The 14,339-nt window shown below is 40.0% G+C and carries 18 protein-coding genes; 1 reads left to right on the top strand and 17 read right to left on the bottom strand.

Translation table 11 applies throughout. From position 1 onward, the window contains the following. Positions 1-495 precede the first annotated feature (495 nt). The 4 genes from B3473_RS04355 to B3473_RS04340 form a co-directional block, all read right to left on the bottom strand. Positions 496-744: a hypothetical protein gene (locus tag B3473_RS04355; protein ID WP_293675057.1), complete on the bottom strand. Its 249-nt coding sequence runs from the start codon at positions 742-744 to the stop codon at positions 496-498. Continuing rightward, positions 719-1,024: an SIS domain-containing protein gene (locus B3473_RS04350; RefSeq protein WP_239472530.1), complete on the bottom strand. Its 306-nt coding sequence runs from the start codon at positions 1,022-1,024 to the stop codon at positions 719-721. Before B3473_RS04350 ends, B3473_RS04355 begins: the two co-directional genes overlap by 26 nt. A 71-nt stretch (positions 1,025-1,095) precedes the next feature. Next, positions 1,096-1,344: a hypothetical protein gene (locus B3473_RS04345; protein WP_264879716.1), complete on the bottom strand. Its 249-nt coding sequence runs from the start codon at positions 1,342-1,344 to the stop codon at positions 1,096-1,098. Further along, positions 1,338-1,502, bottom strand: a complete 165-nt coding sequence (locus B3473_RS04340) for a hypothetical protein (RefSeq protein WP_154454811.1) — start codon at positions 1,500-1,502, stop codon at positions 1,338-1,340. Before B3473_RS04340 ends, B3473_RS04345 begins: the two co-directional genes overlap by 7 nt. Positions 1,503-1,638: 136 nt before the next feature. Between B3473_RS04340 and B3473_RS04335 the strand changes: the two genes are divergently transcribed. Next, the gene (locus B3473_RS04335) at positions 1,639-2,481 is read left to right on the top strand and encodes a mechanosensitive ion channel family protein (RefSeq protein WP_154454810.1); all 843 of its coding nucleotides are present in this window, start codon (positions 1,639-1,641) and stop codon (positions 2,479-2,481) included. Positions 2,482-2,511: 30 nt separating this feature from the next. On the opposite strand, the gene B3473_RS04330 is transcribed toward B3473_RS04335, so the two are convergent. The 13 genes from B3473_RS04330 to B3473_RS04270 form a co-directional block, all read right to left on the bottom strand. After that, the gene (locus tag B3473_RS04330) at positions 2,512-3,081 is read right to left on the bottom strand and encodes a TIGR01440 family protein (protein WP_154454809.1); all 570 of its coding nucleotides are present in this window, start codon (positions 3,079-3,081) and stop codon (positions 2,512-2,514) included. A gap of 31 nt (positions 3,082-3,112) precedes the next feature. Beyond that, on the bottom strand, positions 3,113-3,580 hold the full coding sequence (locus B3473_RS04325) for an ECF transporter S component (RefSeq protein ID WP_264879718.1): 468 nt from the start codon (positions 3,578-3,580) through the stop codon (positions 3,113-3,115). Then, positions 3,567-4,334, bottom strand: a complete 768-nt coding sequence (locus B3473_RS04320) for a bifunctional hydroxymethylpyrimidine kinase/phosphomethylpyrimidine kinase (RefSeq protein WP_154454807.1) — start codon at positions 4,332-4,334, stop codon at positions 3,567-3,569. Before B3473_RS04320 ends, B3473_RS04325 begins: the two co-directional genes overlap by 14 nt. After that, a complete protein-coding gene (gene truA, locus B3473_RS04315) occupies positions 4,324-5,073 on the bottom strand; it encodes a tRNA pseudouridine(38-40) synthase TruA (RefSeq protein ID WP_264879719.1) in 750 nt (249 codons plus the stop codon). The genes B3473_RS04320 and truA overlap by 11 nt, the downstream gene beginning before the upstream one ends. A 117-nt stretch (positions 5,074-5,190) precedes the next feature. Further along, positions 5,191-6,333: a molecular chaperone DnaJ gene (dnaJ, locus tag B3473_RS04310; RefSeq protein ID WP_154454805.1), complete on the bottom strand. Its 1,143-nt coding sequence runs from the start codon at positions 6,331-6,333 to the stop codon at positions 5,191-5,193. 320 nt (positions 6,334-6,653) lie between these two features. After that, a complete protein-coding gene (gene dnaK, locus B3473_RS04305; protein ID WP_154454804.1) occupies positions 6,654-8,483 on the bottom strand; it encodes a molecular chaperone DnaK in 1,830 nt (609 codons plus the stop codon). 82 nt (positions 8,484-8,565) lie between these two features. Next, entirely contained in the window at positions 8,566-9,105 is a 540-nt protein-coding gene (gene grpE, locus B3473_RS04300; protein ID WP_168261421.1) for a nucleotide exchange factor GrpE, read from the bottom strand. 41 nt (positions 9,106-9,146) lie between these two features. Next, positions 9,147-10,181 carry a heat-inducible transcriptional repressor HrcA gene (gene hrcA, locus B3473_RS04295; RefSeq protein WP_154454803.1) on the bottom strand — a complete coding sequence of 345 codons (1,035 nt, stop codon included), beginning with the start codon at positions 10,179-10,181 and terminating at the stop codon, positions 9,147-9,149. 128 nt (positions 10,182-10,309) lie between these two features. Then, positions 10,310-10,900: a glycoside hydrolase family 73 protein gene (locus B3473_RS04290; protein ID WP_154454802.1), complete on the bottom strand. Its 591-nt coding sequence runs from the start codon at positions 10,898-10,900 to the stop codon at positions 10,310-10,312. Further along, complete coding sequence (locus tag B3473_RS04285; protein WP_154454801.1) at positions 10,897-11,643, bottom strand: M15 family metallopeptidase; 747 nt, start codon at positions 11,641-11,643, stop codon at positions 10,897-10,899. Before B3473_RS04285 ends, B3473_RS04290 begins: the two co-directional genes overlap by 4 nt. Next, positions 11,627-12,331 carry a histidine phosphatase family protein gene (locus B3473_RS04280; protein WP_154454800.1) on the bottom strand — a complete coding sequence of 235 codons (705 nt, stop codon included), beginning with the start codon at positions 12,329-12,331 and terminating at the stop codon, positions 11,627-11,629. The genes B3473_RS04285 and B3473_RS04280 overlap by 17 nt, the downstream gene beginning before the upstream one ends. A gap of 174 nt (positions 12,332-12,505) precedes the next feature. After that, complete coding sequence (locus B3473_RS04275; RefSeq protein ID WP_167829280.1) at positions 12,506-13,843, bottom strand: PFL family protein; 1,338 nt, start codon at positions 13,841-13,843, stop codon at positions 12,506-12,508. An 11-nt stretch (positions 13,844-13,854) separates the two neighbouring features. Next, positions 13,855-14,121, bottom strand: coding sequence for an ACT domain-containing protein (locus B3473_RS04270; protein WP_154454799.1), 267 nt, complete (start codon positions 14,119-14,121; stop codon positions 13,855-13,857). Positions 14,122-14,339: the final 218 nt, after the last annotated feature.

Raw genomic sequence — 14,339 nt, 5'->3', positions numbered from 1 at the left:
TTTTTACTAAAAATGTAAAATTGTCCATTATTCTAATTGTAGTTTCAAATAAAGCATTTCAAGCGCCAAAATAGAAGGTGTAATAAGCATTTGTGAATATCTAAAATCGGAATGGCGACTATCATCCACAGTCGGAATCAACATATGTTCATTTGAAATAACGGGTATATACCGTACATCACTTAGTAAAACTGTATACACACTGCTCATTTGATGACTGTCATGTAAAATAATCGGATAATCTATGTTACTATCAATAGACAAGAAAAACAAAATATTATTTCTTATCTCATCAAAAGTAGCACTTAAAGATTTTGTATTTGGTAAAATAAAAATCGGCTTATTAATGGGAACAAAATTCGTTGAAACTCTTTTGCTAACCTCAACTCCAATTCACTATAGGCGAATATATATTTCTTTGCTTTCAAACAACTTATCTTTTAATTGTGAGATTTCATATCTATCAATATATTCTACAATATCATGATAAGTTCTTCAAACCAAATCACGATTAGCAATTTTGTTATCAGAAACTTCCTTCAAGATTGCTTTTAGTTCACCAAAACCAGTTAAACCTAATTTTTGACAGAATCTAAAGGCAGTTGTTGTTGAAACATGAGTATGAGCCGCTACACTCGAAATTGTGATATTAGTACTAGCAGAAGAAGTTAAATAATCATAAATCTGCCAATCAATTGGTGTCATTTTTAGTTTTTTTCTATGAACTATTTCGCTTAGTGTCACCCTTTTGACTCCTTTCTAACTCATCTACATATTCTAAGAATAATTGTTCAATAATAAAATAAAAAGTAGTACTTACTTCATAAGTTAACCTAGTAGGAGTTTTTATTGATTCTGTTGGTACGTAAAGACAATAATCAGATAATTGGGCCATCGTATTTCTTGAAGTACAAGTAAAAACTACTCTTGTTATTCCTCTTATTTGACTATCTATTAATAAATTTACTCCTTCTGCGGATTCACCCTTATAAGATAACAAAATCAATAAATCTTTTTTTGTCATATTATCCTTCAGGTAATCGTATTCACCCTTATCAAAAAAACGATAACCTTTTTTTCTACAGAGGTAAATAGCTATCTAAGCATTTCAACTTCAAGCTTCTGTTCATTGCCTGTACCATATAGGTAAAGTGTATTGGTTTTTATCAATAATTTAATAACCGAAGTTAAATTTAATTTTTCAAAAATTTGATCAATATAAGTGTGATAATTTTGTACAACTTTAGTAAAGCTTGATTCCTTCTTAAACGCTTTTGGAGAACTATCTTTTTGAAGAATGTACTTCAATTCTGCAAAACTCTCAAGATTTAATTTTTTTAACAATCGAAAAATACTTGAACGTGAAACAAAAAAGCATCTGCTAATCTTTGACTAGTCAACTCCTTAGGAGGTGTCTCTAATTGCTGCAAATAAGCAACTATTTTTTTCTCTTGAAGATTGAGATCCTCATAATGAGCATTTACTAGTGAAATAAAATCCATCTATGACTCCAAGTTTCTAATTAATTTCTTATTCTTATTTTAAACTAAAGTTTAAAAAATCTCCACTTAATAAAAAACCTTATCCTTATTTATCTATAGCTTGCCTCTTCTACTATTTTTTACTAAACTAAATAGTATGAAAATTATTAACGATTACATTGAACAACTTCATGTTGAGCAAGTGGCTTTTAATGTGATTTCTAAGGTCGTTTCGCTGCTCATTATTTTGCTTTTGTTTCTTATTGCCAAGCGAGTGGCTGAATTTATTTTTGAGCATGCCATCAAAAAATCCATTAGCTTGTCGCATCAGACAGAGGCTCGGCAAAAGACCATCATCAAGCTACTTCAAAATATCATGAATTACACCTTGTATTTTATGCTCATTTATTGTGTGCTTTATGTATTAGGCATTCCAATTTACAGCCTTCTTGCTGGGGCTGGGCTTGCTGGGGTTGCTATTGGACTTGGAGCTCAAGGTTTTTTGACCGACGTGGTCAATGGATTCTTCATTTTACTTGAAAATCAATTTGAAGTGGGGGACTCTGTGGTGTTGGATTCTGTGGAGGGAACCATTGCCAGCGTGGGTATCCGCACCACTCAAGTTCGTGGTTTTGATGGTACCTTGAATTTCATTCCCAACCGCAATATCACTGTCGTGTCAAACAAATCTCGCGGCAATATGCGTGTGCAAATTGACATTCCCATTTATGCGCATAGTGATTTGGAAGGTATTTCAACAATTATCAAGCAAGTCAACGCTGAAGAGCTTGCCAATTATCCTGCCATTGTTGGACAACCGAGCATTTTAGGACCACGAACCAATACGGCTTCGCAGCTCGTCTTTCGTGTGAATATCATCGTTCAAAACGGCACTCAAGAGGAAATTTACACTCAATTTTATAGCCTTTACCAAGAAGCGCTTTTGGAGCATGGCATTGCCTTGCCAACCATGTACACTAACCCTGTCAAAAGCAAATAAACCAGTACGTCTGTACTGGTTTTTGTGTTATCAGATTAAACTCTTACGAATAGGGTCAGGCGTGTAGGTCGCACGATTGCCACCAATTAATTTTGGACGGCTAGCAAGGGCCGTAACGTGCGCTTTCCCCAATTCACGACTCACTGGAATCAAAGGAACTTGGACGCGTTTGACGTGCATACCAATAAAAGTATCGCCAATATCCAAGCCAGCATGAGCCACGACTTCTTCAACTTCCACAGGGTCTGACATCAATTTGAAGGCTGCCACTTGACCGCTGCCACCTGCGTGCAGGTTAGGAATGACATTAACGATTTCCAAATCTTTTGCCTCTACCACTTCTCTTTCTACCACCAAAGCACGGTTTAAATGTTCGCAGCCTTGAACAGCCAAGTGAATGCCACGTTTTCCCAGTTCTTCCAATAGCACTGACACAACCACTTCGCCAACCTCAGCGCTGCTATTCTTGCCAATGTTACCTCCGATAACTTCGCTTGATGATAAGCCAAGGACAAAAAGCTGTCCTTTTTTAATAGCAGAGCGTTCAATGACATCAACAACAATCGCACGCGTTTGTGTTTCTAATTCCTTTAAATCCATGCTAACCTTCTTCCTTTGTTTTCTTTAGCTATTAGCGCTTTTCGATGCGTGAATAAGCGAGGTAAATCAAGTAACCAACCAGCATTCCAAAGCAGTTTTGCAAGAGATTGCCCAAAATACCAGCCAAAGCTGCACCCAGACCATAGCCCAGTAGCAAAGCCGCGATAAAATACCAACCAACCATTGACACACTCGCCAAAATCAACCCCAAAGGTCGCTTTTTCCCGCTCCAACCAGCAAAGTAACCTTGGGCACCGTGGGCAATCAGACTGTGAATCATGTACTGAGGATACCCCAGCAGTAAATCAATCAAAAAGCCTGACAAGCCACCCACAACCGCACCAGCTCTTGATCCAAGGTAAAACGCCGTGAAATAAATACCAGCATCTAACAGGGTCAAATAACCTGTTGGTGTCGGAATATGGATATAGGCTAAAACCACGCTCAAAGCCGTCAAAACCGCCATCAAGGCAATATCACGTGTATTAGTTCTTCTCATAATTCTGCTTTACTCCGTATTGGTCTGAATGGCGAATAGCTTGATAGACAAAGTCTTTTGACAGTTTCACCGCCTCTTTTGGTGAATGCCCAAGCACCAATTGACTGGCAATGCTTGAGGCAAACGTACAACCCGCACCGATATTGTTATTGTCAAGGACGCGTGATTCCAAAACAGTCCAATCTTCACCGTCATAAAAGACATCAATCGCCTTGTCTTGACTCAAACGATTGCCACCCTTAACCACCACATATTTTGCGCCTAACTGGTGCAATTGTTTGGCAGCTGCCTTCATATCGTCCAAGGTTTTGATTGATTTTTGGGTCAATAGCTCCGCTTCTACCAAGTTTGGTGTGATAATGGTCACGTAAGGGAAGAATTTCAACAACTCATCACGCAGAGCTGACACTTCCACATCATGTTTTTCCTTACAAACCAAAACAGGGTCCAACACGATAGGAATCTCTTGATGCGTTTTAACAAAATCCAGTGCCAAATCAGCAATTGTCACATTGGGCAACAAGCCTAATTTGATACCTGAAAACGGCACATCTTTTAGGCTATTGAGCTGGTGAGAAAAGACGGTTTCATCGGTTGCAAAAACGTCAAAACCTTTTTCTGTCAATGCTGTCAAACACGTCACAGCCAAAAAGCCGTGGAGCTTATTGGTCGTGTAGGTTGCCAAATCAGCATAAAGCCCACCGCCACTGAAAATATCGTTTCCTGAAATAGCCAAAATATAATTATTCGTCATAAATAATCTCCTTCAAATAAAGCCCATTGCCTGCTGCCGTTGGTCCTGCCAAATCACGATTTTTCGACTCCAAAACCGTCTGAATTTGACTGACTGGCATCCGACCGTTACCGATTTTCAACAAGGTTCCCACCATGTTACGCACTTGTTTGTACAAAAAGCCATTGCCGCTAAACGTAAAGACATAAAAACCTGTCTTTTCATCAATGTCAACTGTCGCTCGTGTAATCGTACGCACCTTATTTTCCACCGATGTTCCAGAAGCGGTAAAACCCGTAAAATCGTGCGTTCCCACCAAATCCTTAATAGCCTCTTGCATAGCAGCCAAATCCAACGGATAAGCGTAATGCGTAGCGTAATGCCGCATCATCGGATTTTTAGGACGTCCCGCATCCACTAAAAATTCGTAGGTTTTGCTATGCTTGTTGTAGCGAGCATGAAAGTCATCGCTAACTTGTTCGACACGCACCACATCCATATCCTCTGGCGATTGCGTATCCAAACCAAATCGCAATTTTTCCACATCACGCGCTTGCGGCAAATCAAAATGCACAACTTGCCCATAAGCATGCACACCCGAATCTGTCCGCCCAGCACCGTGTACCTTAACAGGTTGACCACTATTTAGCTTTTGCAAGGTTTTTTCTAACTCTTCTTGAACCGAACGCTCACTTGTCTGACGCTGAAAACCAGCAAAGAGCCTCCCATCATAAGAAATTGTTGCTTTATATCTAACCATGACTGTATTTTATCATCTTAGCAAAAGACTTTCCAGAAAATTTAGACCAATCTGTCCCCATACAGATGAAGTGCCACAAAAAAGAAGCTAGACCTCTTGGTCTAACCTCTTTCTATCTTATTCCCCTTCGAAAAAATCTTTGGCTTTATCGAACAAACCTTTTTTCTTAAGAGTGACTGGCTTGTCACCACCAGCCTTAGCAAAATCTTTCAATGCTGCAACTTGGGCAGGGTTGAGTTTTGTTGGGGTTACAATATTAACGGTAACGTGTTGGTCACCTTGACCGCCACCACGCAATTTAGGAGCCCCTTTACCTCTTAGACGGAAAGTCTTACCTGTTTGTGTTCCTGCTGGAATTGTCAATTCAACCTTACCATGTACAGTTGGTACTTCAACCGTATCACCAAGAGCTGCTTGAACAAAACTAATGTTCATGCTGTAATAGATGGTTGAGCCGTCACGTTCAAATTCCTTGCTTGGTAAGACTTTAATGATGACAAAGAGGTCACCATAAGGTCCACCGTTAAAGCCAGCTTCCCCTTGACCTTGCAAGCGGATTTGTTGACCTGTTTCAACCCCTGCTGGGATTTTAACAGATACTTTGTGGCTTTTCTTTTCATGACCACTACCATGACAAGTGGGACATGGGTCTTTGATTTCTTTACCAGTACCGTGGCAGACATCACAAGTGACTTGACGACGCATCATACCAAGTGGGGTTTGTGTATCGACGTTAATGACACCTTGACCATGACAACGGCTACATGTTACAGGGCTAGTACCTGGCTTAGCTCCTGTACCAGAGCAGGTTTCACACGTTGCTTCACGGTTGTAAGACACTTCTTTTTCAACACCAAAGACAGCTTCTTCAAAAGTCAAGTCTACACGGTATTGCAAGTCATCCCCCTGACGAGGTGCATTTGGATTACGTGTTGCACCACCGCCACCGAAGAAACTTGAAAAGATGTCTTCAAAGCCGCCAAATCCAGCTCCACCGTTAAAGCCATCAAAGCCACCGGTACCACCACCGAAGCCACCGTTGGCTCCAGCAGCACCGTATTGGTCGTAAGCAGCACGTTTTTGTTCGTCACCTAAGGTTTCATAGGCTTCTTGAACTTCTTTGTACTTTTCTTCTGCACCAGGTTCTTTATTTATATCTGGGTGATATTTTTTCGACATTTTGCGATAAGCTTTTTTAATCTCATCTTGCGAAGCGTCCTTTGAAACACCCAAACGATCGTAAAATTCTGTATTATTCATAATTAAGATACAAAGGGCGTTAAGCGGACAAAGTCAAATAGAAGATGCGACAAGAAATATTGACGTCCTCGAAAAATCTATCTATCTGACACAGTCCGTAGCCCGTGCTCATTTCTGAGCACTTTCCTTTCTTCATCATTAAAAAGATTGGTCAACATAATGCTACTACTTATCCAAAAACAGAGGTTGATGTTTTGCAACCTCTGGATTCTTTATAACTTATCAAGAAACAAAGTCGATTAACTTCATTCAGTCAGTAAGTCATCTGCAAATAGCTAGGGCCGTTTCGTAAAACGGAACCCTAACGTTTCTTGGATGAATTATTTTTCAGTAAATTCGCCGTCAACAACGTCATCACCATTGTCTGATGAGTCAGTTGATTGAGCACCTTCAGCACCTGCTTGAGCTTGTTGTGCGGCAGCAGCTTGTTCGTACATTTTCACTGCAAGGGCTTGAGCTTTTTCATTAAGAACTTCAAGTTTAGCTTTCATATCTTCAAGATTGTTAGCTTCTTGAGCAGCTTTCAATTCATCAAGAGCAGATTGAGCAGCATCACGTTCTGTATCAAAGCCTTTGCCTTCAGTTTCTTTGATTGTTTTTTCTGTTGCAAAGATAGCTTGATCAACTTCGTTACGAAGGTCAACTTCTTCTTTACGTTTAGCATCAGCTTCTGCGTTAGCTTCTGCATCTTTCATCATTTTTTCAATTTCTTCATCAGTCAAACCTGAGTTAGATTGGATAACGATGTGTTGTTCTTTTTGAGTACCAAGGTCTTTAGCTTTAACAGATACGATACCGTTTTTATCGATATCAAATGTTACTTCGATTTGAGGGATACCACGAGGTGCAGCTGGGATATCAGTCAATTGGAAACGACCAAGAGTTTTGTTATCAGCAGCCATTGGGCGTTCACCTTGAAGAACGTGGATATCTACGGCTGGTTGGTTATCTGCTGCAGTTGAGAAGACTTGTGATTTAGATGTTGGGATAGTTGTGTTACGGTCAATAAGTTTTGTGAAGACACCACCCATTGTTTCGATACCAAGTGACAATGGTGTAACATCAAGAAGGACAACGTCTTTCACATCACCAGTAATCACACCACCTTGGATAGCAGCACCCATGGCAACAACTTCATCAGGGTTAACAGATTTGTTTGGTTCTTTACCAGTTTCTGCTTTAACAGCTTCTACAACGGCAGGAATACGTGTTGAACCACCGACAAGGATAACTTCGTCAATGTCAGACATTGAGAGACCAGCATCTTGAAGAGCTTGACGAACTGGTGTTTTTGTACGGTCAACAAGATCACGAGTCAAATCATCAAATTTCGCACGTGTAAGGCTTGTTTCCAAGTGAAGAGGTCCAGCAGCACCTGCAGTGATGAATGGAAGTGAAATTTGTGTTTGTGTCACACCTGAAAGGTCTTTCTTAGCTTTTTCAGCAGCATCTTTCAAACGTTGAAGAGCCATTTTATCTTGGCTAAGATCTACACCATGTTCGTTTTTGAAGTCAGCAACTAACCAATCAATGATTTTTTGGTCAAAGTCGTCCCCACCAAGTTTGTTATCACCTGCTGTTGCCAATACATCAAAGACACCATCACCAAGTTCAAGGATTGACACGTCGAATGTACCACCACCAAGGTCAAATACTAAGATTTTTTCATCTTTATCTGTTTTATCAAGACCATAAGCAAGGGCAGCAGCTGTTGGTTCGTTAACGATACGTTCGACTTCCAAACCAGCGATTTTTCCAGCGTCTTTTGTTGCTTGACGTTGTGCGTCGTTGAAGTAAGCAGGAACAGTGATAACAGCTTTTGTTACTTTTTCACCAAGGTAATCTTCAGCATAACCTTTAAGGTATTGAAGAATCATAGCTGAAATTTCTTGTGGTGTGTATTCTTTACCGTTAGCAGATACTTTTTCAGAAGTACCCATTTTAGATTTGATTGAAATAATAGTATCAGGGTTTGTTACTGCTTGACGTTTTGCAGCATCACCAACGATGATTTCACCATTTTTGAATGATACAACTGAAGGTGTTGTACGGTTACCTTCTGGGTTTGCAATGATTTTTGCTTCAGTTCCTTCAAGAACTGCGACAGCTGAGTTTGTAGTACCTAAGTCAATACCAATAATTTTAGACATAATCTTTACCTCTATTTTTTAAATCGTTTTTTACATTTTTTATTGCTAGTTCACAATCAAACAAACTAACCTTTTGTTTTCATTAGTTATAGACGACAACCATTGCTGGACGAAGCAAGCGGTCGTGTAATTTATAGCCTTTTTGAAGGACTTCTGCGATGCTATCCACAGGATGGTCATCATCAGCAGGCAAGGTTTGAACAGCCATGTGCAAGTTATGGTCGAAGTTATCCACAACCACTTCTTCAACACCCTCTTCTTTAAGGGCTTGAATCAAGCTATTGCGAGTCATTTCAAGACCTTTTTTAACGTCATCTGTCAAGCCTTCAACCGCAAGGGCACGTTCCAAATTATCCAAACTTGGCAAAATACCTTTGGCTAAATCTTGTGATCGATACTTTTGCAATTGTTGACGTTCTTCATTTGCACGACGCTGGATATTTTGCATTTCAGCATGAGCACGAAGGTATTTGTTTTCCAAATCTTCCGCACGCTCTAAAGCTTTTTGCAATGCTTCGTTTTGAGCATCCTCTGGTGTCTGCTCGGTTTCTTTTTCTTCAGTCACAACATCAGTGGCTTCAACTTCTTTTTGAAGTTCTTCGTTTTTCTTTTCTTCAGACACTGTGTCCCTCCCTTATCTTTTTATCACATTCATTACCAAATTTAGTTGACCTCGTAGTGATTACTATTTAAATAACGGTAATAATCACCAAGCTTCATCGCCAAGACACGCCCGATAACATTGATCAAGCTAACACTTCGGCGATAATCCATATCGATGGGTCCAATCAAGCTAAGCAGACCAAATCCACGATAAGGAATCAAAAAGCGATGGGTCCAGACAGTTACATTAGACAAGGCAGCTTCTTCACTATCTGCCACCTGAACCGATGCAACCTCACCTTCTTTCATCGAAGACCTTAATGCTAAGGCAACCTGTTGCTTGTCATCAAGGAAACGATAGGTTTCTAAGCTAGCATAGTCTAACGAATGAACCTTACCAGCCACAAAGACCAATTCCTTAAACAAATCCGCAAAAATATAATCAAACAAATTCAATACATTATCCGTTACAGTGAAATACTTTTGCAAAATTTGAGGAATCTCAGTCCGCAACTTGTAATGGATATCCATCACCGTGCGTCCTAATAACCGTTCATTGACAATATCTTTTAAGGTCGCCAAATCCTTCAACATAAAGTTTTTTGGAATCGCAAATTGTATGGTCGCAGGTTTACATTCATCCAAAGTTAAAACAGCTAAAGCATCGTGATTTGACAACTGAATGATATCAAAAGCTGTCAGTTTTTGGCAAGCAGGTTCAACATCCAAAATAACGGAAGTGTAACCCGACATATCCGATAAAATCTGACTTGCCTTATGCAAAATATCATCCAATTTAAATGGTTCAAAGTCAAACGCTTTGATGACTTGATAAATGTCACGCTCATCAATACTATCTAGATTCAAGGAATGTTCTACAAAGTATTTGAATCCAGCAGCACTGGGCATGCGTCCACTAGAGGTGTGCGCCTTTTCAAGTAAGCCCAATTTTTCTAACTTGGCCATATCGTTTCGAATAGTCGCGCTACTCGAATCAATGCTTGCTTGCAAAGTCTTAGAGCCGATGGGTTCATGTGTCTGCGTAAACAATTCGACAATGACATTCAAGATGTCATTTTGACGTTGTGTAATCATCTCATGCCTCCCTTCGTCTTTTAGCACTAACACCTGTTAACTGCTAACCATGATTTTATTATACTCTTTTCTTCGGGACTGTCAAGAGAAAAACTCAAAAAATTAGCACTCTTTTTTTAGAGTGCTAATCAGGCATCGTATTTCGTTAAATCGTAAGTTTCGATAATCTTTATTAGTTTTGTGGCATAATCAGGGTCGCTACTAAATCCAATGTCTTGCAAGGCTTGAGCAGGCTTTTTATAACCTTTATTAGATACCAAAATATCATAAGCACTTTGGCTATCGTGCAATTTGCCTGATTGCAATAAGTCACAATAATCATAAATGGCATCTGTCCAAGATTTGTAAACCACAAAGCGTCCTTCTTTGGTTTGCCATTTGTTTAAAAAATAAGTCTGATAGGTTAATTTAACCGATTTTTGACCAGATTGAGCCTTGATGGCAAATAAATTATGGTATTTGACAGCTAATAAATTGCTGCCATAATCAGATTCTAGAGCTGCTTGTGCTAGGATAATTGACGGGGAAACCCCATAAGATTTAGCCACTTTTTGAACCGTAGGAGCAATTTCCTCAAAAAAAGCTTTTTGATTGTAAGAAACCGCCATTTTTTCTGAGGAACTTGGCACCGAGCGATTGAGATAAAGCGGGGTAACCACCCCGACTAAAAAAACGGCAATAAAGAGCAAAAACTGTTTGAAAGAAAATCTCGAACTCATTGATTATTCTCCTTCAACAAAGCAATGTATTCTTCCAAAGTCAAGTTGTGCTCAGTAATGTATTTGGCTGATTCAGGTCCGACATAGCGGAAATGCCAGTCCTCGTAATCAACACCAGTCGAGTCACTCTTACCTTCAGGAAAACGCAAAATAAAGCCATATTTAGGAGCAATTTCTTGGATTTTTGCTACCACATTAGGGTCACTCTCATTTAAAGAATCCACTGTACTCATGTCAATGGCGAGCCCCGTTTGGTGTTCGCTCGCTCCTGCTGGTTGAGAATACGTTTTAACCACTTCTTCAGCTTCTGCTTGAGTGAGATTTGGATTGGCTGCCATTTCTTGTGCTACATAACTGTTAAATAAAGATTCTTGATAGGCAACACTGCGGTAGCCAGAAATCAAGTGTTCACTAGGGTCAATCGTCTGAGCTTCAGCCAAAAAGCCTTGAACCGCGTCAGCAATCCGAGAATCTACATAAATATTGCCAATTTGCGTGACATCGGGATTCATTTCTTCCTTGGTATTGTCGCGATTGACCAAAACCAACTCCCAAGAATCACTGGAAACTTTTGGCAATTCAGACGTCTGCTCCTTAGAGGATGCTTCTGTTTGAGCTGTTGGCGCTTCATTCGAGGCCGTCTGAATCTTATCATCTCTAACCAACAGAAAAACCGTTAGCAAAAAGCCAATAATTAAGGCCAATACTAAACTAATTATTAATACACTACGCTTTTTTCTCATTTTCTCTTTCTTCTAATAGCTGTTTACCGCGTAAACGATAACTCATATCACCAATTGATTCGATTGTGAATTTGCCATCGGCATAATCCACAACAGAAACACTACCATTATCTAAACCAAGTCCTCTTGGCGTTGAATGGTCAATTAACCATAAAAAAGTACTAATGGTCATGCCGTGACTCACGACAATAGCATTGACACCACCAGTAGCCTCCATTTGTTCAGCAATTTCTGTGAAACCTGCCAAAATACGAGTGCTCAACACTTCCCAAGTTTCAGCCCATCCTGCCGTATCTACTTGACGAATGGCTTCGACCATTTCTTGATAAGTGAGTTTTGACATATCCTTATCCACAATTCGTGGCAAAACCCCGTGGAAAAGTTCCCCATCATAGCCACCGTCCAAGCTACCAAAACACCACTCACGAATGCGTTTATCACGCGTATAAGGAATCGCTTCTTGCTGACATTCTCGCAAAATAATCTCCATAGTTTGCAAGGTCCGTCCACTATCGCTCGAAAAAGCAGCCTTAAACTGGATACCCGAATCTTTCAGACCCAAGCCGAGTTCTTCAATACCACGTTCCCCTTCAGGCGTTAGCGGACTATCACTCCAACCTTGTGCACGACCAATTGTGTTAAACATCGTTTTTCCATGACGAATAATATACAATTTTGTTGCGACCATAATGCTTCCTCCTAGATTGATTCACCTAAAAACTAAAACTCGTATCCGCTTGCATTGTACCTCTTCATTATAGCACATTTTTCAAGCGCTACGACATACTGATGTGGTGAGTGCAAAGATTTTAAAAAGAAAAAACCTAGAGGCAGCTGTAGCAACCCTAGGTCGTGTATGCAATTAGTTTTTAAAGCTATGAACAGGTGCTGGAATCTGCCCCCCACGCTTGATAAAGTCAGCAGAAGAGTTACTATTGACACGCATAACAGGTGCCGTTCCCAGTAAACCACCAAATTCAATCATGTCGCCTTCTTTTCCTTTTGGAATAATACGGACAGCCGTTGTTTTTTGGTTGATAACACCAATAGCCGCTTCATCCGCAATCATAGCCGCAATGGTTTCATGTGGCGTATCCTCAGGAATAGCAATCATGTCCAATCCAACAGAACAGATAGCCGTCATTGCTTCTAATTTTTCCAAATTCAGCGAACCATTTTGTACCGCAGTAATCATTCCCTCGTCTTCAGAAACAGGGATAAAAGCACCTGACAAACCACCAACTTGGTTACAAGCCATGATACCACCTTTTTTCACTTGGTCATTCAACAAAGCAAGAGCCGCTGTTGTCCCATGTGTTCCCACAGCTTCCAAGCCCATTTCTTCAAGGACACGAGCAACAGAATCCCCGATAGCAGGTGTTGGCGCCAAAGATAGGTCAACAATCCCAAATTTAACCCCCAAACGCTCACTGGCCATTTGCCCAACCAATTGACCAATACGAGTGATTTTGAAAGCCGTCTTTTTAACCGTTTCTGCAACCACATCGAAGCTTTCACCACGCACTTTTTCAAGAGCACGTTTCACCACACCAGGTCCAGAAATGCCGACATTGATAACAACATCTGCTTCACCAACACCGTGGAAGGCACCCGCCATGAAAGGATTATCCTCCACAGCATTTGCAAAAACAACCAATTTCGCCGCACCTAAGTCTGACAATTCAGCCGTTTCTTTGATAACACGACCCATATCAGCCACCGCTGTCATGTTAATACCTGACTTCGTTGATCCAATATTGACCGAAGAGCACACCTTAGACGTTTCCGCAAGCGCACGAGGAATAGAATTGATCAAGATTTCATCACCTTTTTGGTAACCTTTTTGAACCAAGGCAGAAAATCCACCAATAAAATCAATTCCAATATCATTAACAGCTTTATCCAAAGCATGAGCCAAAGGCAAGTAATCCGTCGCATCTGTCGCTGCCCCAATAATAGAAATCGGCGTCACAGAAACTCGCTTATTCACAATTGGAATACCCAATTCAGCTGCAATCTCATCTCCAACTTGGACCAGCGAGCCCGCTTTTTCCACAACCTTCTTATAAATCTTATCAGCTGCCTTGTTAATGTCAGAATCAATACAATCAAGAAGAGAAATCCCCATGGTAATCGTACGAACATCAAAGTTCTGCTCTTCAATCATCGCAATCGTTTCAGTGACTTGTTTAATATCCACGCTTTCTCTCCTTAAATGTTGTGCATCGCATCAAAAATCGCTTCGCTTTGAATGTTAATTTTAACGTTCAAAGATTCCCCATAAGCCTCAAATTCAGCACGCAATTGCGTAAAATCTTGCTGCTCGTCAGATGAAACAATAGCCATCATGGTAAAAAATTCGTCCAAAACTGTTTGCGAAATATCATCAATATTCAAACCTAATTCAGCAATTTTTGCTGACACAGCAGCAACAATCCCTTTTTTATCCTTACCAACAACCGTAATAATCGCTTTCATAAGTTCCTCCAAAATATGATTTGATTAATTTTACCATAATTTTCAGAAAAATACCATGCTAGATTTAAAAGAAACCCTAAAAAACGAATTATTTTTGATATTAAAAGATAAATCATTCACTTTTTTCTATTCCTTAAAGTCCAGAAAGAAAGGTTCAATGCTTCTAAGAAAAGCACTCTTGCCTTTAAAGCGTTCCCCACGCATCACACGATCCAATT

It is taken from the genome of Streptococcus sp. UBA632 (assembly GCF_002300045.1).
In the GTDB taxonomy this organism is placed as follows: Bacteria; Bacillota; Bacilli; order Lactobacillales; family Streptococcaceae; genus Streptococcus; species Streptococcus alactolyticus.
Note: the sequence above shows the minus strand (reverse complement) of the source record. Positions and strands in the feature narration are given on the sequence as shown.